The 20,870-nt window shown below is 41.7% G+C and carries 19 protein-coding genes; 8 read left to right on the top strand and 11 right to left on the bottom strand.

The features are described from left to right. Positions 1-107 precede the first annotated feature (107 nt). The 8 genes from DYADSP32_RS18710 to DYADSP32_RS18675 form a co-directional block, all read right to left on the bottom strand. Positions 108-830, bottom strand: coding sequence for an RluA family pseudouridine synthase (locus tag DYADSP32_RS18710; protein ID WP_149241325.1), 723 nt, complete (start codon positions 828-830; stop codon positions 108-110). A gap of 116 nt (positions 831-946) precedes the next feature. Then, positions 947-1,207 (bottom strand): type II toxin-antitoxin system RelE family toxin, encoded by a 261-nt coding sequence (locus DYADSP32_RS18705; RefSeq protein WP_149241326.1) that lies wholly within the window; start codon positions 1,205-1,207, stop codon positions 947-949. Between the two features lie 4 nt (positions 1,208-1,211). Then, positions 1,212-1,409 carry a hypothetical protein gene (locus DYADSP32_RS18700; RefSeq protein WP_149241327.1) on the bottom strand — a complete coding sequence of 66 codons (198 nt, stop codon included), beginning with the start codon at positions 1,407-1,409 and terminating at the stop codon, positions 1,212-1,214. A gap of 49 nt (positions 1,410-1,458) precedes the next feature. Then, complete coding sequence (locus DYADSP32_RS18695; RefSeq protein ID WP_149241328.1) at positions 1,459-2,169, bottom strand: ABC transporter ATP-binding protein; 711 nt, start codon at positions 2,167-2,169, stop codon at positions 1,459-1,461. A gap of 47 nt (positions 2,170-2,216) precedes the next feature. After that, on the bottom strand, positions 2,217-2,672 hold the full coding sequence (locus tag DYADSP32_RS18690; RefSeq protein WP_149241329.1) for a hypothetical protein: 456 nt from the start codon (positions 2,670-2,672) through the stop codon (positions 2,217-2,219). Positions 2,673-2,747: 75 nt separating this feature from the next. Beyond that, complete coding sequence (locus DYADSP32_RS18685; RefSeq protein WP_414617894.1) at positions 2,748-5,411, bottom strand: tetratricopeptide repeat protein; 2,664 nt, start codon at positions 5,409-5,411, stop codon at positions 2,748-2,750. Between the two features lie 73 nt (positions 5,412-5,484). Beyond that, a complete protein-coding gene (locus tag DYADSP32_RS18680; RefSeq protein WP_149241330.1) occupies positions 5,485-5,724 on the bottom strand; it encodes a DUF5615 family PIN-like protein in 240 nt (79 codons plus the stop codon). Continuing rightward, a complete protein-coding gene (locus DYADSP32_RS18675; protein ID WP_149241331.1) occupies positions 5,724-5,957 on the bottom strand; it encodes a DUF433 domain-containing protein in 234 nt (77 codons plus the stop codon). The genes DYADSP32_RS18680 and DYADSP32_RS18675 overlap by 1 nt, the downstream gene beginning before the upstream one ends. A 286-nt stretch (positions 5,958-6,243) precedes the next feature. Here DYADSP32_RS18675 and atpD point away from each other — a divergent pair, with 286 nt between their 5' ends. Further along, positions 6,244-7,764: a F0F1 ATP synthase subunit beta gene (gene atpD, locus DYADSP32_RS18670; RefSeq protein ID WP_149241332.1), complete on the top strand. Its 1,521-nt coding sequence runs from the start codon at positions 6,244-6,246 to the stop codon at positions 7,762-7,764. Positions 7,765-7,834: 70 nt separating this feature from the next. Beyond that, a complete protein-coding gene (gene atpC / locus DYADSP32_RS18665; RefSeq protein WP_149241333.1) occupies positions 7,835-8,077 on the top strand; it encodes an ATP synthase F1 subunit epsilon in 243 nt (80 codons plus the stop codon). A gap of 125 nt (positions 8,078-8,202) precedes the next feature. Here the strand turns inward: atpC and DYADSP32_RS18660 are convergent, their stop codons facing one another. Next, on the bottom strand, positions 8,203-8,847 hold the full coding sequence (locus DYADSP32_RS18660; protein WP_414618173.1) for an ATP-binding protein: 645 nt from the start codon (positions 8,845-8,847) through the stop codon (positions 8,203-8,205). 39 nt (positions 8,848-8,886) lie between these two features. On the opposite strand from DYADSP32_RS18660, the gene DYADSP32_RS18655 reads away from it, so the two are divergent. The 6 genes from DYADSP32_RS18655 (at position 8,887) to DYADSP32_RS18630 (ending at position 16,978) form a co-directional block, all read left to right on the top strand. Beyond that, on the top strand, positions 8,887-9,588 hold the full coding sequence (locus tag DYADSP32_RS18655; RefSeq protein ID WP_414618189.1) for a hypothetical protein: 702 nt from the start codon (positions 8,887-8,889) through the stop codon (positions 9,586-9,588). 216 nt (positions 9,589-9,804) lie between these two features. Continuing rightward, positions 9,805-10,677: a DUF4007 family protein gene (locus DYADSP32_RS18650; protein WP_149241336.1), complete on the top strand. Its 873-nt coding sequence runs from the start codon at positions 9,805-9,807 to the stop codon at positions 10,675-10,677. Beyond that, positions 10,664-13,888: a hypothetical protein gene (locus DYADSP32_RS18645; protein ID WP_149241337.1), complete on the top strand. Its 3,225-nt coding sequence runs from the start codon at positions 10,664-10,666 to the stop codon at positions 13,886-13,888. The genes DYADSP32_RS18650 and DYADSP32_RS18645 overlap by 14 nt, the downstream gene beginning before the upstream one ends. A 65-nt stretch (positions 13,889-13,953) precedes the next feature. Continuing rightward, positions 13,954-14,994: a phosphoadenosine phosphosulfate reductase gene (locus tag DYADSP32_RS18640; protein ID WP_414617893.1), complete on the top strand. Its 1,041-nt coding sequence runs from the start codon at positions 13,954-13,956 to the stop codon at positions 14,992-14,994. A gap of 6 nt (positions 14,995-15,000) precedes the next feature. Then, complete coding sequence (locus tag DYADSP32_RS18635) at positions 15,001-16,092, top strand: DUF262 domain-containing protein (RefSeq protein ID WP_149241339.1); 1,092 nt, start codon at positions 15,001-15,003, stop codon at positions 16,090-16,092. Between the two features lies 1 nt (position 16,093). Further along, on the top strand, positions 16,094-16,978 hold the full coding sequence (locus tag DYADSP32_RS18630) for a protein kinase family protein (protein ID WP_149241340.1): 885 nt from the start codon (positions 16,094-16,096) through the stop codon (positions 16,976-16,978). A 15-nt stretch (positions 16,979-16,993) separates the two neighbouring features. Here DYADSP32_RS18630 and DYADSP32_RS18625 read toward each other — a convergent pair whose 3' ends face one another. Next, positions 16,994-19,456: a hypothetical protein gene (locus DYADSP32_RS18625; protein WP_414617892.1), complete on the bottom strand. Its 2,463-nt coding sequence runs from the start codon at positions 19,454-19,456 to the stop codon at positions 16,994-16,996. A gap of 102 nt (positions 19,457-19,558) precedes the next feature. Further along, positions 19,559-20,704 (bottom strand): cysteine desulfurase family protein, encoded by a 1,146-nt coding sequence (locus tag DYADSP32_RS18620; RefSeq protein WP_149241341.1) that lies wholly within the window; start codon positions 20,702-20,704, stop codon positions 19,559-19,561. Positions 20,705-20,870: the final 166 nt, after the last annotated feature.

Here is a 20,870-nt window from a genome sequence, read left to right as displayed (position 1 = left end):
ACAGAAATTTGTTTTCTATGGCTAATGAGCAAACGCAGGTCATGAACCATGGCCTACGTGAAAACAAATGTCTGTAAATTTTCTTTTAAAAAAAGCCCGCTCCGGGCCTATACGCCAAATTTATCCAGTTGCTTCACCAGCACCGCAAAATCTTTGGGATAAGGCGCCTCCACTCTTACCGGTTCTCCGTTCATCAGCGCAAACGATAGCGAGCGGGCGTGAAGTGCCACACGCTGGATGAGCGGTTGCTCTTCGGTTTCCTTCTTCAGATTAAACTTGCGTTTCAGGCTGGAAAGAAAAATGGGTTCCCCGCCATATTGCGGATCACAAACGATGGGTGCTTTAAGGCAGGAGAGGTGAATCCGGATCTGATGCATACGCCCCGTAATGGGAATGCACTCGATTAAGGTATAACCCCGGTAGACTTTCAATGTATTAAAAATTGTCTCAGCTACTTTACCCTCGGCACGGTCGATCTTTACGGCCGTTCCATTCTTCAGAGCGAGAATAGGCAAATACACCGAAATGCTATCCAGGTTATGAATTCCGTTGGCTACGGCATGATAACGCTTGGTTACTTCCCTGTGCTCAAACTGCATGGCCAAATGGCGATAGGCTGCTGGGTTTTTGGCAAATGCCAGTACACCAGATGTTTCCTTATCGAGCCGGTGTGCTGCCTGAAGTTCGGAATTGTATTCCTTTGCCAATCGGAGCACACTGCCCCCCCTGTCCAGCGTACGCTCATCCAGCGTGGCCAGGTGCGGGGGCTTGTTCACAAGAAGAAAATCTTCGTCTTCAAATATAATGATGTCTTTAAAATCAATTTTCATAAAGGTATTAACCAAAAATAATCCGAATAAATTACAACGATGTGGTAATTCATTCGGATTTGCCTCGAGTGATATGACTTATCGTTGTGCCGTTTGCATTTGCAAAGGTAACGATCCTATTTGTTTCGGTAAACTTCTTTTCTATGGGCGACTTTTACAATATCCACCAGCAATACCGAATCTTCTATGTGGTATATGACCCTGAAATCGCCAACACGAATCCTGTAACTATTCTCCACATTTTCTAATTTACGGACGCCGGCAGGTCTGGGATCAATTGACAACTCTTCAATTTTCCCTATGATTTTAATTCTGAAAACCTTTTGTATGTTGTTAAGCTCTTTCAGTGCCGATTTTTTGATACGTATTTTGTACATATCCTCAGTCCTTGTTGACCAATGCCTCACGAACTTCGGTCCAATCGAACGACGGTTCGTCCTTACGAAGCTCAATCGAAATCGCATCTTCAAGGTCTTCTATAATTTCCTGTAAGTTGTCACGATCCCTTAATAAGTCCAAATCAATTACTACAGCCTTTTTATGCCCCCCTTCATCTGTTAAATAGCTGATTCCTTTCATTTTATCTATTTTTTCGAAAGTTAGTAAAATTAAAACTTATTTCTGACGGCTATACCAACGCACTCACTTTTTTAGGGTTCGGATTAATGGTGTCTGACTCGACCAACCCATCCCGCAATCGGATGATGCGGTGTGCATACTGGGCAATGTCCTCTTCGTGTGTAACCATTACGATGGTGTTTCCTTTGCTATAAAGCTGATCGAACAAATCCATGATCTCGTAAGAAGTTTTGGAATCCAGGTTACCGGTTGGCTCATCGGCCAAAAGAATACTCGGATCGTTGACAAGCGCCCGGGCAATAGCAACACGCTGACGCTGCCCACCCGACAACTCGTTGGGTTTGTGGCCCGCCCGGTTTTCAAGCCCCACATTTTTCAATGAAAGCATGGCCTTTTCGGTTCGGTCGGCTTTGTTGAGCCCGGCATAAATAAGGGGAAGTGCTACGTTGTCCAAGGAAGACATCCGCGGCAAAAGGTTAAATGTCTGAAACACAAACCCGATTTCCTTATTCCGAATTTCAGCAAGTTCATTTTCTGTCATGTCACTTACATCCTTATTATTCAGGATGTAGCGTCCGCTGGTGGGTGTATCCAGGCAACCTACAATATTCATCAAAGTAGATTTTCCCGATCCAGACGGCCCCATGAAAGCAACATACTCCCCTCTGTTTACCGAAATTGTGACGGATTTAAGTGCCTCAATGACTTCCATTCCCATCACATAACGCTTGGAAATATCGGTGGTTTCAATAATTTTCATGACTGTATAGCTATAAAATGAATATCAATCGGTTTTGCCGCTAAGGGTCAGGCTGCTGCGGCAGCCAACCTGGCGAAATGGCAATGAACAAAAAGGCCTGCTAAAACCAGTGCTGGTGATAGTTCTTCATTTTCAATGGTGCCTTCGCTTTTCCAAAACCCGGTACGTTTATAGTCCACCACGGCCTCGTTGTTGGTAACATGCCACTGTTGCTTCCACCAGGATTTGTATCGAAACAGATAGCTTGTACCTTCATAGATGATCTCCGCGGTACTATTCCAATGGTTATAAGTGATGGTTCCCAGTGCTCTGACTCCCTCAATATCCAAAATCTGTGTGCTATTGCGCCAGAATCCTTTTGGCATGAACCGAAGCATGTGACCATTCAATTCTCCGTAAGCATCGCCCTTCCAAAAGCTGATTTTAAGGATCCCGGCAATTAATTTACCCCGGAATATCCTGTACTCATTTCCTGCGAGGGATGACTGCCAGCTTAACGACATCTTTCAGATTGATTAGGTATTTGTACCTGAGCCTGCCCAGCGTTGGTGACATAGCGGATAACCAAAGCTAAAAAATCATTGAAACTCTGCCCGTTGTTTTTCGATGAGAGCGCGCATGGGCTGATAGCGGCTTACAAATTGCTGATAACCGGCAGAAGTCCCGAATTCCTTTACCTGCGCCTCCCCTTCGCTGGCCTGGTCCAGCAGCCCCTGCTCCAGGCTCAGATACGTATATTGTTCCCAGATCAGGGCCGATGTGTCATTGAACCGCATCGCATCCAGAACAATTTTATAAGCCTTATTCGTTTGCTTTTGCTGCCGGTAATAGGCAGATGCGGCTGATACAATCTGCTCATTAAACGGATTCGACCTGATCGCTGCGGTATAATTTCGGTCAGAAGGTGATTTTGTGGCCACCGCCAGTAGCGAATCCATATCCGACCTTGGTTTGGCTCCGGAGAACAAGGTGGTTTTCAACTGATCAATGGCCGGATCTTTTTCCTTTTCCTGGAGCTTGTCCAAAAGTACTGTTGTAATTATTCCTTTGTCGGACAGCGCATTGGCAATCGCCTGACCGATGATTCCCTCCGATCCTTCTACAGTGGACAGTTGCTCAATAGCCCGATCATAAAGCCCAAGCTGCAGAAGCCAATGGCCCAGGATCTTATTGTACAGGGGGCCCTTTTCTCCGCCTTCCTTCGCCCAGGCGGTCATTTTTTCCAAGGCCTTTAATTTATCTCCGCTGTAAAACTGTGGATAAAGCGCAGCTAATTCCAGGTTAACCGAGAGTGAAGGATTTTTAGCGGCAAGTTTTGGTAAAAACGCAGCGGGCAGGCTGTCCTCTTTAGCCTGATTGAGTGCATAATTAGAAACGTACGCAAATCCTGAAACGCTCAGCAGCGAGTCTTTTGGAATAGCGGCGGCATCAAAAGAAAGTTTACCAAACTTTTGCCGAAGATTCTGAATGGCAAGCCAGTTGGCCTGCCAGGAAAGATACGAGTGCTCTTTACTATTTGAAGCCAGGGAGTCGAGTAAAGCAGCATCCGTGCCTTTTGCAAGAATGGCGAGCAAATTGGTAGCCGGTATCTCCTCCCTTTTGGTGAAATGACCTGACTTTTCCAGATAGTAATAGGCGGAGTCTGTTACGTTCGTTCTGGCATATAACATGCCCAGGTTGTTGAGCAGCTCACCGCTTTGGGGGAATTTACCGATACCTTCCTTTAAACTGTATACCGCATCAAAAAAAAGACTTTCCTGCATTAAAACGCCCGTCAGGCCCGCATAGGCGTAGGTCGAAGGATTTTTAACCAACGCCTGGCGGAAATAGTAAGCGGCCGCTGTGTTATCTCCAAGTTTCAAAGCCAGAGACGCAAGCGCGTAATTGGCCTTGTGGTTCTGAAAATCCTGCTGAAGCGCCATTTTGTAATACTGCTCGGCCAGCGGATATTCCCCATTGTTGGCATACACATCGCCCAATCCATTGAAATACCCTGCAATTCCCTGGTACACCGGGTAAATTCTTTGAATGGAGAATAACACGATTACACCCACAAATCCGAAAATACGTGTTTGCGTAAGTCCGAAACGAAGAGGCTTGTACAGTACTTTGTGCACCGCAAGGCCTTGTTTGATAGGCTGATAAAAATTAACCAACACATAGAAAAGGAATAAAAGACCCATGGCGAGCTGGCTGTTTACCACCACATCCTCCAAAACCTCCAGCAAAGAATCATTGGCCGTACTGGCTGCATAGCCGGTAAAAGCGGCTGAAATAATAAATAACCCGATGTATAACCAAAACGCCGTAGATCGGAACGGCAACAAACTGCCTGTGGAATCAGCTCTTCTCCTGAATCCCCATATTCCTAAAAGCCCGGATATCAGTGCCAGATACACCGGGCTGATCAAGGTCATATCCCAATCGATCTGTTTCGTATTTCTCAAAAAAGTCAGCAGCAAACAAAGCAAATACAATATGCTCACGACCAAAAATTGCGTTAGCCCGGATTTCCCCTTCCCTGCATGCCCGCTTGTGCTGAGCCATACCAGCCCGGCCATGATCTCTGTGGCGATCATCAGCAAAAAGACGATGGTAAGGATCATCCAAATGGGCTCGGAATACGATGCCGCTGTTAAGCCGGCAAACTTCAACGGTGAAAGGAATATGACCAATAATGCGACCAGTGCAAGTACACCAAGCATTCCGCCAATGCGTACCACTATGCCAAGATCAGGGCGAAAGGCATGGAAGTAATAGCTCAATCCGCCGATCAAAACCACAATGATCATGAACAGCAAACGATTCCCTTCCCCGAAAAGACCCAGCGTTTCAGGCCGTGCAGAAGCCATTAATAAAATAACGCCCATCATCGCGGCCAGATACCAGAAGCGGGATAATGTGGTCAGCGATCCCAGCACAACAGAAAACCCCAAAAGTACCAGCACCCAGAAAACCCGGAGGGACAGGAAGTCTGTTTCCATGGTAGACGCCACAAAATGCTCGGAAACCAGCTGTGAAGGAACGGCAACTCCATATTGCCATTGATCAATACGCAGCACATCCACCACGGTGTTAACGCTGGAAAGTTCACTCAAAACATCCCACCTGATCACATTGGAAAGAGGATCTATCATTTTTATTCCAAAAAACAGGAGGGAGATGAACAAAACCAAAAATGCACCCAGAGCCATATAACGCTCTGATCTGGACCAGACTTTCCAGAAAAAAAGTTCCTTCATATTTTTTGTTTAAAGGGGTTGTAACATTTAGCAACGTGGGAACAGGCTAATTCTTTATATAATCTATGGAGAATTATTGGCCCGTTATTTCGACTAAATCAGTTGATCGCAGCAATTCCAAAGCCTGACTCAGGTTTGACCTAAAAACATCTTTTAGTCTATCTGTCGATGTATTTCCGCAAGTCAGCCAAATTACCTTTGGAGGGCTTCCCTTTCGGATCAGGAGGGATACGAAATCATCATCTTTGGTGATGACAACTGCATTTTTGGAACGAGCAAATGAAAATATTTCATGGTCATCCAAAATAATCATCAGGCAGCCCGAAGGACAGGATGGTTGAGTTTAACAGCCGCATATACCAAACAAGCGGTGATGTCTTCCAGATCCAGGTCGGGCAATTCTTCTGTTAAGATCCGTTCGGGCGTGAGTCCGTTTGCCAACAATTCTATAACATCAGTTACCCTTATCCGTAAATTTCGCACACAAGGTTTACCACCACACTGATTTGGATTAAAGGTAATTCGTTCTAAAAGCTCGGATTTCACAATGGAAATTGGATTGGTTGGTACCAAATTTAAGTAAATTTCGTGGCCTGTCAAATGTATCCAGGTGAGGCTAAGCTTGTTTTAGGCTTCTCAATTCAAGCCGAAAAGTTCCAATTACTTCTCCAAAAATAGCATTTCTAATAATCTCCACACATTTTAAACAAAAAAACGGTGATTTTCTAAAAAATATCCAATAAATCAATCACTATGCTATTGGTACTAACTAAATTATCTCATACTTTTGCACTCTGAAAATAACCTCATTGAAGATAATCAAAATCATATAATGGCAAACGCGACAAACTTAGGCAAAATTACGCAGGTAATTGGACCCGTAGTAGACGTATCGTTTGAAGACGCCGGACACATCCCTGCTATTCTGGATGCGTTGGAGGTCATCAAAGCAAACGGTCAAAGGGTAATTCTTGAGTGTCAACAACACTTGGGTGAAGACAGAGTTCGTACCATCGCGATGGACAGTACCGAAGGTATGCAACGCGGTATGACGGTAACCCCACTTGGGTCGCCAATCAAAATGCCTACGGGTGAAGGGATCAAAGGCCGGTTATTTAACGTAATCGGTGAGGCTATCGATGGCCTTACGCCTATCGATTCATCTACCAATGGTATCTCTATCCACCGTTCAGCGCCTAAGTTTGAGGATCTGGCCACGGCTACTGAAGTGCTTTTTACAGGTATCAAAGTAATTGACCTTCTTGCTCCTTATGTAAAAGGGGGGAAAATTGGTTTGTTTGGTGGTGCCGGTGTAGGTAAAACGGTATTGATCCAGGAGCTGATCAACAACATCGCGAAAGCATATGCGGGTCTTTCCGTGTTTGCAGGTGTTGGAGAGCGTACACGAGAAGGAAATGACTTGATGCGTGAGATGATCGAAGCAGGTATCATTAAATATGGTGATGCTTTCAAACACAGCATGGAAGAAGGCGGATGGGATATCTCCAAAGTGGATTATGAAACTTTGAAAGACTCACAGGCGACTTTCGTGTTCGGACAAATGAACGAGCCTCCTGGCGCACGTGCACGTGTTGCACTTTCCGGGTTGACTGTTGCTGAGTATTTCCGCGATGGAGATGGCGAAGGACAAGGTCGAGATATTCTTTTCTTTATTGATAATATTTTCCGTTTCACCCAGGCAGGTTCTGAGGTATCGGCTCTTTTGGGTCGTATGCCATCGGCGGTAGGTTACCAGCCAACACTGGCAACTGAAATGGGTCAGATGCAGGAGCGTATCACCTCTACAAAACGGGGATCCATTACTTCTGTACAGGCGGTTTACGTACCTGCGGATGACTTAACGGATCCGGCACCTGCTACGACATTTACCCACTTGGATGCTACTACGGTATTGAGCCGTAAAGTTTCTGAAAAAGGTATCTATCCTGCGGTGGATCCACTCGATTCAGCTTCACGGATTTTGAATGCAGAAACACTGGGTGCACCTCACTACGATTGCGCACAGCGTGTAAAAAATATTCTTCAGCGTTACAAAGAATTGCAGGATATCATTGCGATCCTAGGTATGGAAGAACTTTCTGATGAAGATAAGCTGATTGTTTCACGCGCACGTCGTGTTGAGCGTTTCTTGTCACAACCTTTCTTTGTTGCTGAGCAGTTCACAGGTCTAAAAGGAACATTGGTTGATATCAACGATACCATCAAAGGCTTCAACCTGATCATGGACGGCAGTTATGACCACCTTCCTGAAATGGCTTTCAACCTGGTTGGAACCATTGAAGATGCGCAGGCAAAAGGTGAAAAAATGCTTGCAGAAGCTGCAAACAGATAAGTTAGAAATAGTTGGAAAGGCTGTTAGCGATTAGCTATCAGCTAAAAGCCAACAGCTAATCGCTCAAAAGATGAACTTAGAAATAATTACCCCGGATAAAAAAGTATTTGCAGGTGAAGCAAATGCGGTGACACTTCCAGGTTCAGAGGGCCAGTTTCAGGTGCTGAACAATCACGCTCCTTTGGTAAGTGCACTGGATCGTGGTAATGTAGTCATTGATGTGAACGGCGCAAAACAAACGCTCGTGATAGATGGCGGTGTCGTGGAAGTACTCAACAACAAAGTGCTGGTTTTGGCCGAAGCTGTGTTGTAAGTATTTATAGATTTTGAATGAAAAGCAGAAGCTGTTTAGATGGCTTCTGCTTTTTTTGGAGACTTGTCAATGATTATATGGCGTTGACAATCAGTAAAATAGAACAAAAGATGTCTAAAAGATGTCTAAATCACTTCCCACACCCCATACTCAGGGGATCTAACCTTCCCTTCTTTTCTCAGGTCCTGCAAAAGATTTTTGATCTTGTTCTTTTTTCTCCGCTCATCCAGCAGGTTTGATAATTTATCCCAGACAAAATCATCTATCTTACTTCTTTTGGCCTTGCCCATCTTTAAGTAATCCAGCAGATATTTTTTCAAGAATTCATCATTCAAACCTCTGTTTCTCAGATATTCTGCTTTCAGCTCGGGGTTTCCCGTGGGGACAACAGCTGATTTTGACAAGTAAAAATCAGGTTTTCGCCCCTCAATAAGTTTCATTTTTTTCAGGTGCCTGACCTCCTCATCGTCAACCCTCTTTCTCTTTTGAATCTTATCCAGCAGAATAATATCCTGTAACGAAAGTGTGGGGTTAAGTACGAGAATACGAGCAAATTCTTCATTTAGAACCTTGCCTGTAATTGTAATTTTGACCTTACCCTGCTCGAAATTATAATCTGGCATCGGAAAAAAACGTGCTCTTTGATAGTTAAAGATCTTTCGTATCCCGCCCCTCTGAGTTTCAATCATATCGAGATTCTTCATAGCCTCTACCAGAAAAGGATTTCGATAAAACTCCTCAGGAGAGTCTTTGAGAACTACATTCTCAATTGTTAAGGGAATAAATGACCCATAATTCGAAAAAATAAGATGATCATCTTCATCCTCACCGAAAGGAAATATGGCAAGGACAATATGAAGCGGTTCCTGAAAGATGAACTGGATAAATATCTTAGGGGAAGAGCCAACGAAGCCAAGAAAGAGAACACCTTTATCAACTGCAACCGTCCGTATCAGTGGTACAACAAAGGAAGTCTGGTGTTGTATGGCCTGCGTGACCTCATTGGTGACACGGCTGTCAACCATGCGCTCCGGGAGTTCAGAGATCAGTTTGCGCTAAAACCCGAACCACCATTTGCTGGCAGCCACGACCTGTATGCCTACCTGCAAAAACACACGCCGGATTCTTTGAAGTATTACCTCAAAGATACCTGGGAAAAAATCACCCTGTATGAAAACAAGTTTGAAAAGGCAACTGTAAAACCCGCAGGCAAGGACAGTTATACTGTTACTCTTTCGTTCTCGAGCAAAAAAGTATATGCCGACAGTGCCGGCAAGGAAACCCCCGCGCCCATGAACGACTACATCGATATCGGTATTTTTGCAGCCGAATCGGAAAACAAAGCGGGGCAGAAGCAGACCAATCCATTGTATATCAAAAAACACAAACTGAAACCCGGGGCTCAAACGCTGACGATACGGGTGAAAGGCAAACCGGTGAAGGCGGGGATTGATCCCTATAACAAGTTGATTGATCGAATTCCGGATGATAATGTGGGGGTGGTGGAGTGAGGGTTTTTTGGGGAGGAGGGAGGAAGGGAGAAAGGAGGGGGTTTGGTCATTCTGATCTTTTTACAAAAAAATAAACATATATCTTCTTATTAATCAAATGCCTACCAAGGGCTCAAGGAGCCTCCGTAACCAAAAATGACATAATTTAAGTAATTTAGTTCTTAATTTTTATTTCATTCTGCCATTTTAAATTGAATTGGTATTGAATTACTTAGGATGCTACAAGAACTACAAACAAAAAAATATACTTTTTCCGGTCATGAAACCTTTCATTGTAGAGGCTTATGGCTAAAAAAGGGATATGATTACTTGCTACTGAATAAAAGGTTTTCGGATGAAGATGCAGTAGTGAATCTTGGCGTGGGAAAAAACATGGTTGCCTCGATACGATATTGGATGAAAGCTTGTGATCTCATAGGTAATGACGATCAACCTACGCCACTAGCTCACTTGATTTTTGATGATCAAGAGGGCTTTGACCCATACCTCGAAGATGAAGGTACATTATGGCTTTTACATTATCATTTGGTGGTTAAAGACTATGCCTCAATCTATAACCTCATTTTCAACACATTTAGACGGTATAAAATAGCCTTTCAAAAAGAGGATTTCATTAAGTACGTTATAAAATTAGCTAGCTCAACACCAAATTTGAATGTTGGTGTAAACACGGCAGAAAATGATTTTAACGTTATGGCTAAAATGTATTTGAGGCTTAATGACGACAAAGATGAAACACTTTCAGGATTATTTACAGACTTAAATCTGATAAACTTCCGTAAAGACGGGCAATACTATATTATGCCAAATTTAGAACGCGACAGTCTCCCAGCTGACATTCTACTGTATGCGATTTTAGACGGAAACAGGGGTTCTAATTCTATATCTTACCAAAGGCTTGAAAATGACAAAAATCAGGTGGGCAACACTTTTGCGCTTAGCCAGGACGGTCTGGTAAATAAAATTGAAGAATTGACGGATAAGTTTGATAAATTAGTTTTTAGTGATCAGGATGGCGTGATGGAATTACAGCTTAAAGCCGATTTGGATCCGTATAACGTACTTTCCAATTACTATGCAGGCATATAAGTATACCACCTCGGTAAATATCGTTCGCGATTCAGATCGAGATCTGAATTATCATCCGACACCCAACGCAATACGTGTTGTTGGGCAGATAGGGAGTGACTTTGCCAAAGGTCTTCGATCATTTAGTATTATTGGTACTTACGGAACAGGAAAATCTTCGCTTTTATGGGCGTTTCAAAATAGCTTAAAGGGGAACAAAGATTTTTTTGACATTAGTCTCCTTCCCAATGCTACAGTAGAAATTTTAAACATGGTAGGCGAATATCGTTCAATTATTGACGTATTCGCAGAACGATTGGATTTAGGAATTCAGGAAAAGACGTCTGAAAATATTTTTGCTGAGCTTTTTCAAAGATATTATTCCATCGATAGCTCCAATAAAATTTATGTCATAATCATTGATGAGTTTGGTAAATTCCTGGAATATGCGGCAAAGCACAATCCAGAAAAGGAGCTTTATTTTATTCAACAGTTAACAGAGTTCATTAACAATTCAGACCATAATCTTGGTCTAATAACGAGCGTTCACCAAAACTTTGATGCATATTCTCAAAACCTGACTAATTCGCAGCAGCAGGAATGGCGTAAGATAAAAGGACGTTTTAGAGAAATTACATTCAACGAACCTGTCGAACAACTTTTATATCTCGCAGCAGAGCACTTAAAGGAAAAGGAAAAATCTAAGAGTTTCGATGACCTTTTACTTGACCTTACTGTTGACTTAACAATTAAGACCAAGGCTTTTAGGTTAGAGAAGAATAGTGCCCAGCAAATTGCCATATACTTATATCCTTTGGATCTTCTTGCTGCCGGCGTCTTGGCTCTTTCTTTACAGCGCTATGGGCAAAATGAGCGATCTCTGTTTTCTTTTTTAGAGTCAACAGACTATACATCGATAGATAAGGTTTCCATCAGCCAGGAAAACCCGTTTTACAATTTAGCGAATGTCTACGACTACCTTCTGTATAATTTTTATCCCTATTTACAGTCGAAAAATAACCACGATTATTTCAAGTGGGTTAGCATACGATCCGCTCTGGAGTCGGTCGAAAGAAATATTACTCAGGATGTTGATTCTTGCATAAAACTGGTCAAAACCATTGGGCTTCTTTCTATCTGGGTTCCAAGAGGAGCAGACTTAGGGGAAGACTTTCTTACCAATTATGCAATTTCCTGCCTGGGGATAGCAAGACCGGGGTTAATTATTCAGAGACTCGAAGAGATTGGCGTTATTTTTTTCCGGATGTCCAATAAAAGATTTATTCTTTTTGAGGGATCCGATTTGGATATCCAATTGGCTTTGAATGAGGCTAGTGGTAAAATAAATACTATTTCAGACATAGCGTCGTTGCTGAATACCTCTTTTTCTTTTCCGTCCATTACAGCAAACAAATATTCCTACCAGACGGGAACCCCGAGGGTTTTTGATTTTATCATTTCGGACTCGCCAACTGAAAAAACTCCGTATGGAGAAACAGATGGATTTATCAATCTGCTTTTCAGTGATGATCTAAGTATCGAAGATATACAAGAAAAATCGGCTAGTCAGAATGAAGCAATACTTTACGGCTACTTTAACAAAGTATCCGATATAAAAGAATTGTTGACTGAAATTTCCAAGGCTGAATACGTTATTGAACAGACTGCACACGACGCTGTTGCTGTTAAAGAGCTCACCTCAATGATTGAGGATTATCAAAGACTATTAAAAAGGAAGGTATTTAGCAATTTTTTCACTGATGAAGTGACCTGGATTTTTAATGGTGTAAGATTGCAATTGTCAGGTAAAAAGGCGTTTAACAAATGTTTGTCTGAAATTTGTGCAGCGCTATATCCTTCTACTCCTATCTTTAAAAACGAACTTGTTAACCGTCATAAAATATCTGCTTCTATTCATTCGGCGAAGAGGCTTTACTTTCAAGCACTTGGTAGCAAGTGGCAAGAAGATGGCTTTGGATTTCCGAATGATCGGTTTCCTCCTGAAAAAACCATCTTCCTCACTTTGGTGAAAGAAAATGGTCTAAGTTTCCATGCTGCTGAAAGTTCGTCAGACCGCCTGATTCATGAAAATTCAAGCTTTTTGATGGTTTGGGACGAGTGTATGTCGTTCATTGAGCAAGCCAAGCAATCACGAAAAAAGGTATCTGACTTGGTGAGTAGACTGTCTGAAAAGCCGTTTAAGCTTAAACAAGGCCTGATAGACTTCTGGGTGCCGACCTTTTTATTCAGCAAAAGAAATGACTTCGCTATGTTCAGCGATGAGGGATACAATCCAGTTTTAACAGGAGATATCCTGGAACGCATTTCTAAATCTCCCGAAAAGTTTGAAATCAAAGCTTTTGCATTAGATGGTATCCGACTTGATTTGTTCAATAGCTATCGAACTCTTTTGAATCAATCCTCAAAACTGAAATTTGATAATCTGACATTTATCGAAACCATCAGGCCTTTTCTATCATTTTATACGAAGCTTCCGACTTATTCCAAAAATACACAAAGGCTGAGTAAAGAGGCTTTGACAATACGTGCAGCAATTGCCCGGTCTGTTGATCCCGAGAAGACCTTTTTTGAAGATTTTCCAATAGCACTTGGATATTCGTTAGAGCACTTATATTCGAGCAAAGTTAGTCTCGAAGAATACACTGCTGCACTGGAAAATGCAATTCGCGATATCAGAACGGCTTATGACAATCTGATCGACCGTTTTGATGAATTTATTTGCAATGAGTATATTGGAAAGACAATTCCTTTTGAGGAATATAAGTATAGGCTACAAGCAAGGTTTGCTAACCTGCACAAGTACCTTCTTTTACCCAATCAAAAGACGTTTATTCAACGTTTGGATTCTGCTCTTGACGACAGGAATGCCTGGTTAAACTCAATCGCTCAGGCGGTAGTTGGCAAGACTTTGGATGTTTTGACAGACAAAGAGGAGATATTACTCTATGATAAGTTCAAAAGGCTGATTCTTGAATTGGATAGCCTGACCAATCTATCAGAAGTAGAGATTGACCAGGAATACGAAAACGCTGTAAGTCTCGAAATAAATACTTTCGTGGACGGACTTCAGAAAAAGTTGGTTAGGTTGCCAAAAACCAAAACGGCCGATATTTTGTCTATTGAGAAGAGTGTCAGAGCTAAGCTTTCAGCTGACGATTCGATAAGCATAGCTGCTTTGGTTAATTTATTAAATGAACTTTTGAAAAAATGAGCAAAAAGGTAAGGCACGTTTTGGGTATTTCGGGTGGGAAGGATAGTGCTGCCTTGGCTATTTACATGAAGGACAATTATCCCCATCTGGATATAGAATATTATACCTGTGATACCGGGAAGGAGCTAGATGATACTTATCAACTCATTGAAAATCTGGAAGTTTACTTAGGAAAATCCATCTTGCGTCTAAGGGCTGCACAAGATAGTAACCTGGATCCTTTTGACCATTTCCTTGAAATGTATGGTGGATTTTTACCTTCTTCGGGATCAAGGTGGTGTACAAAAAAATTGAAGCTTGAACCTTTTGAAAAGTTTGTCGGAGATGATCCCGTTGTCTCGTATGTAGGTATACGCGGAGATGAAGACAGGGAGGGCTATATTTCAAAAAAGTCAAACATCCAATCTATTTTTCCCTTTCGCAAAAATATCTGGAGTGAAGATGTGATTACCAAATTGCTGGCTAATTCTAACAGGCAACAGTTAAGTATTTTCTTTGCACAGCTTCCTTATGGTAAATCTACGGAGCGTTTTGAAGATATTTTGAACCAGGAAATTTCTTATACATTCACACGTTCTCAAAAGCTTGACTTGTTACTTGAAACAAATACAATTCTATTTAATCAGCTTGTTTTTGCTTTTTTGAAGAGCACCGTATATCCGCTAGCCACAGAACAAGAATTTCCGTTGGTTCTCAATGACGAAGTATTGGTTCGCGATGATATTTTTCAACTCTTGCAGGATAGTGGAGTTGGGGTACCAGGTTACTATCAAAAAATAGATTTCACAGTTAAAGATCTCAAAAGCCAATATTCACGCAGCCGCTCAGGATGCTATTTTTGTTTTTATCAACAAAAGATTGAGTGGGTATGGCTTTACGAGCAAAATCCAGAGATCTTCGCCAAGGCGCTTGCCTACGAAAAAGATGGCTATTCCTGGAACCAGGAAGAGACTCTGGAAGAATTGAGTCGTCCTGAAAGAATAACAGCTATAAAAGAAGAATACATTAAACGCACCAATCGTATCGCACAAAAAGCCACTTCGCCCTTCCTGATTGATATTTTGGAAGAGGCAGAGGGCGAAGGTTGTGCCGCTTGTTTTATTTGATCTACTATGAAATTCAAAATCGAAGCCTGGACTATTAAGAAAATTCTCCAAGTCCATAAAGGAAAGAGGTTGAATCTTAATCCTCCATATCAAAGAAATAATATCTGGACTGAGAAATCGCAGAAGATTTTAATTTCCTCAATTCAAAATGGAATGCCCATTCCAACATTTTTTCTTCATGAAAAAAATGATACCGGATTTGATGTTGCAGATGGGCAGCAAAGAATTCGAGCTATACTAGCCTTTGTAAACGGCGAGATATCTGATCTTGCGAAGAACAAATTTATATTGACAGCCGACAGTGTATTTTTAAAATATGAGATTCCTGTTGTCATCATTGATCGTTCCGTTACCGAGGAAGAAATGAGAGAATTTTATGTCATGGTTAATAACACCGGCATGAAACTCAACAAACCAGAAATTACCAAGGCTAAATACTTTAGTTCGTCAGTTTTAACTTTGGTAGAAGAGCTGGCTTCTAGCGAAAATTTTAATACTTTGGGTATTTTTAGCGAGAAGCAAAGTGATAGGATGATAGACAGGGATTTCGTAGAGGAATTGGTAGCATTATTATATTACGGTATAGGAGATAAAAAAAATGACGTTGAAAAATTATACAATGCTCAGCTAGAAAGCGGGGAAATATTAAAATTAAAAACAAAGTTTAATTTGATATTAGATATTCTTTTACAAGTAAATAGTGAACTAAATATTGAGCGATCGAGGTACGTTCAGCGTAACGATTTTTATACCTTATTTAAGTTTTTAGGAGATAACCTGGAAATTTCAATTTTGGAGTATAAGGTTTTCTTTGATCTCCTTAGAAAAATACAATATGATATTAGCCCATCGAACGAAAAATCACCAGAATTGCAGTATTATGCATTTAACTGCGTATCTCAATCTAATTCAAAGACAGCCCGTGAAGCTCGTATGCAGTTTTACAATGAACTTTTATTAAACAAAACAGAAAGACCAAATAAGATACAGAAAGCACTATCAAAATATTATAAGATTTCACAAGAGGCACTAATCCATTCTGGCACTTATTACACGCTAGACCCATCCCTCATTAATACTCAGTTTAAAATTTCATAGAATGAGATATGAAAATGGTTTGATTTCGTTGTCAAACAATCCAAAACAGAATATTTTAGAGTATGACAATGGTTTCTATCAAATCGATAGATTGAATGTAAAATATGCCCGGTCCAAGGGCGGAAATTCTTGTGTTTTTAAGCTACTTGATCCAGATGGTGTTACTCCGTACGCAATCAAATTCTCCAAGTTTCCAAGAACTAGCGATAATATCAAAAGTAACACTCGGTTTCAAAATGAAATTGATGCGCTTCGTATGGCTCAAAATAGAGATTTCGAAAATGTGATCAAAATTATCTTCGACGATATATATAGTATTGGTACAGACCAATTTATGTATTACGTGATGGAAAAGGGAGAATGTGACCTAACTAGTTTTTTGACTCAGAGCAAGTTGGCGACTAACCAAAAAATACTTTTGTGTTATGATATTATAAAAGGCATAAATCAACTTCATTCAATGGATATCTACCATCGTGATATTAAGCCAGATAATATTTTCTTTATTGACGGTGTATGGAAAGTCGGAGATCTGGGGCTAAGCACATATTGGAAACAAAATCCAATGGTTGATGATAAAAATGAAAAGATTGGCCCCTATGGATGGTTATCGCCTGAAGTCATGAATAAAGTTCTATGCGAGCGAACACCATTTGATAAAGTACATGACTGTGTAATTGATAAGCTTTCGGACGTGTTCCAGCTTGGTAAGTTAATTTGGTTCGTTTTTAATGGCAATGTGCCAATTGGGCAACTGTTACCTTCTGATTTCATTTTAAATAGAAGAGATTTATTTGACTTAATATTTAAAATGTTGCAGTACAAAAAAAATAGAAGAGAGAACTTAGATTATTTCGAAGAAAAATTTGAACTGCTTGCTGGGTAACAATCATTACCAGCATTACCCAACTCCCTGCATAATCTCCTCCATCCCACCAAAATTCAAAACAAACGAGGTATAATAGTTATCGAAAACGTCCATGAGGTACGTTCCAACGTCGATTGATTCCGTTTTGCCGTCTCCGCCTTCTGTAAATTTTTCAAATTGATAACCTCTATTCTTCGTAATAGTATAAAGAAACAAGGTATGAAAGAACACTGATGAGTAATATTTGCGTTCGGCAACCTGGATTTGTTCGACAGTTGGGTTTCTGTATTTTGATAGAAATGATTTTAGGACAGCGCTGTCCATGTTAATGTAAACTTTTTCCAAAGCGTCTCCCGCAGCCTGAGGGAACATAACTCGCTTAATATTCATTTCTTCGCCAATGCTTTCCTGAAACTTCTCCCAGGTAATACTTTTTTCATCCCTCTGCTCTTTGTAAAGTAAAACCAATTCCGGGAGTCCCATTAGTTCCTCCTCCGGTTTGGGTTTCAGGGCATCTTCTTTCGGTTTTTCAGGATCAGTAATTTTCGCCCAGAACAACTCTTCAAATTCTTTTCCCGGGCCAGTTAAAGTTACTTTTATCTGAATCTCATCCCCTACTTTCGTATTCGTTTTAGGATTAAGGCCCAGACGAATTGTTCCATCACGCGGACTTGACGTATGTACATTCATAACCTCCTGAATCTCCGTCCTGTTACCCTTTTCTGTTCCTCCATCCGTTTCATTGGATGCATAAGAAATCAAAGCAACACGAATCTCTCCTGGCTCATCAAGTCTGTCAAAATAACTATTCTCGACATCCGTATCAAAACGAATCGTTTTTTCCGAACCTTGCGGTAGTTGTATCGCTTTTATCCCATCTTTTTCCGGAAGTTTCACGCTGAAAAATGTTGGGAATCTTTCAGGTTTAAATGGCTCCCGGGTTTTGATTTGATCCTTGGAACCGGGTTTCGGTGGATTCACTTTTTTATTTTCGTCTTTATTATCAAGTTTGAACGTTTGTCCTAATAGCTTCAAAAGGTCACTATTTAAAGGTAAATTCTTGGTGAAGGATTTAATGAGATCTTTCGTGTCAGATTCTTCAACGGAAAGACTATCCTTCTTTTTTTTGTCAATCTCAAACAACCTGCCCTCCTTGGATCCTAGCTTTTTGGCTAGAAAATCCCGCAATTCCCGTGTTTCGTTGCCATCTTTTAGTCGATCTCTCGAAGCCATGAATAACTCCTTACGAAAATCAATATCCATGGAGGTACAATCTACGTGAATAAGCAAGTGGTTTTTCAAGAGGTTCATTTTCAGGGAACGTGTTATAAACTCAGAAGTGTAATGTCCCTGAACCTGCCCGTTCACTGAAAAAAGCACAGCCATGTTATTTTTGAAAAACTCGTTGCCGATACTATCTTTTGTCTCCTTTACCGATTTATCTTGAATTTTATTGTTAAAAACATAACAGCTGATTTTGGCAGCACCTTTCTTCCCAAATAAATCGTCTTGATAAGTCTCTGAGAATGACTCTTGCACATATTTATTTTCGTCTTGCTCTAATCTTCTTTTGAGGCCAAAAAGTGCCCTTACCAACCCTCTGTCTTCCGAATAACGTTCTTTTGTATCGACAGTCAGAATCGGTAATGCGGGCTTAAAAAGGTATTCGTTGATGCTTTGATTTAAATCACGGGAAATAACAGATCGAACACCAGAGGGTAGATCATAGGAGAATAATTTGATAACAGTTCCGGTCTCAAAAAGTCTGTTGCTCAAACCAAGGTGAAGCTGATCTATTGGAAACGAAGGAATAACATTGTCTAATTTTAGAAATTCATACCAAGTGTTTTTCTTGGTAATCTTTTCCTCGTCTGACAGTGGATGTTCTCTTACTAGCGTAAAGCCAAAATTGCCGGATTTATCAAACCGTTTAGAAGCAATAAGTTGAAATCTTTTTTTACCACAAAAAACGATAGAACCACTGCCACCCATATTGTATTTTCCCTGTACAAAATGGATTTCATTTTTATTGCCTCTCAGAAGAGATAAAAAAGTGTCTTCAAAATTTTCCGGATGCTGTCCTTCGCCGTCATCATAGATAATTAAAGATGTATCTCTACGAGGCCCGTCCGCTATGATCTGAAGGGATTCTGCTTGTTTTCGACGAGGTGCTGCCAAATCCCAATTTGTAGCGTCGGGGAAAAAAGCTTCGACAGCTGCTTCCATGGTTCTTGGGGCAGAGCTTGACTTAGGATCAATACCTAGTTCCCAGCATCGTTTTGTAAGAATTGCATCAATTGAATTCGTGATCTTCTCAATCAAGGCGGCAATGGGATTGGATTGCTGGTTCTCTACGACACCATAATTACTAGCAATGGCTCCAAGCGGATACCAGTTACCATGGATAAAAACGTCGGGTTGCGATTTAATAAACTCGTCAACCTCTGTTTCTGTTTTCGCAGTAAAAAGTGTTTTAAATAGGAATTCCAGATCCATATTATAGAGGGTACTAACTTTGGTTGGATATACACCAATTGACCTGTAATCTATAATAATTAAAGCAAAAAAGAAAAGTTTAGCTTTTTCCAAGCTTCCCACTCACCCCACCATCGCCCTCAACCCCTCCACCACCAACCTCACCTTCCCCACCACCGCTACAACTTCCTCAACCGAATTAAACCGCCCCAAACTAAACCGCAAACAAGAAAAAGCCTCTGTTTCTGATAGTCCGTGTGCGATGAGCACGTGGGAAGGTTCGATGGATGCGGAGGTACAGGCGGAGCCGTTGGAGATGGCGATGTCGTGGAGGCCCATGATGAGTGCGTCGGAATCGCAGCATTCGAAAAGGATGTTGGTTACGTTGTACAGGCGGCTTTCGGGATTTCCGTTGATGCGGGTTCCTTCTATTTTCAGGAGTTCTTTTTCCAGGGAGTCGCGTATGGCGCCTACACGTTGGGCATCAAGCTTCATTTCTTTTTGAGCCAGTTCGGCCGCTTTGCCCAGGCCTGCAATTCCTGCTACGTTCAGCGTTCCGGAGCGTTTGCCGCCTTCGTGGCCTCCACCATGCAAAAGTGCTTCCAGCTTGACGCGCCACGGCCGTCGCTGACGGATAAACAACGCGCCCACGCCTTTTGGGCCATAGAATTTATGTGCAGATAAGGGCATGAGGTCAATACCCAGATCATCCACATCTACCTGCAGTTTTCCGATAGCCTGGGTGCCGTCGGTCATAAAAAGTGCTCCGGCTTCATGAGTGAGCGCCGCAATTTCCCGGATCGGTTGGATCACCCCTGTTTCGTTATTGACCAGCATCACAGACACCAGAACGGTATCAGGCCGCAACGCAGATTTCAACACTTCCAGATCCAGTAAACCGTCAGACTGTACCGGAAGATAGGTTATCTCAAAACCTTTGTTTTCAAGATACTGGCAAACGTCCAGAACGGCAGTGTGTTCCGTCTGTACCGTGATGATGTGTTTCCCTTTATTTTGGTAGTTTTCTGCTACACCTTTAATTGCCAGGTTGATTGCTTCCGTAGCACCGGATGTAAACACAACCTCATGCATTTCAGCACCGATCAGCGCTGCAACCTGCTGCCTGGCCAGTTTTACCGCATCATTTGCCCCCAATCCAAAAGCATGTGTCGATGCCGCATTGGCGAAGTTGTCCGTCAGATAGGGCATCATCGTTTCCAGCACACGAGGATCGATGCGGGTTGTGGCGTTGTTGTCGAGGTAAATCATGGCGTTTGGGCATTGGTTTCACTACGAAGATAACGACTCAGCAAGGAAATCCATTCCCGCGATTTGGCTCAAATCATGAAGTCGGTATGAATTGTTGTTTCGCAGGTGCTCAAATTTCGTGTTGTTCCCCGGAATCTAAATTCCAAATGACCAATCTGCCTCGCGG

It is taken from the genome of Dyadobacter sp. 32, assembly GCF_902506755.1.
Classification (GTDB): domain Bacteria; phylum Bacteroidota; class Bacteroidia; order Cytophagales; family Spirosomataceae; genus Dyadobacter.
The sequence above is the reverse complement of the archived record's forward strand: the minus strand, read 5'-3'. Positions and strand labels throughout refer to the sequence as shown.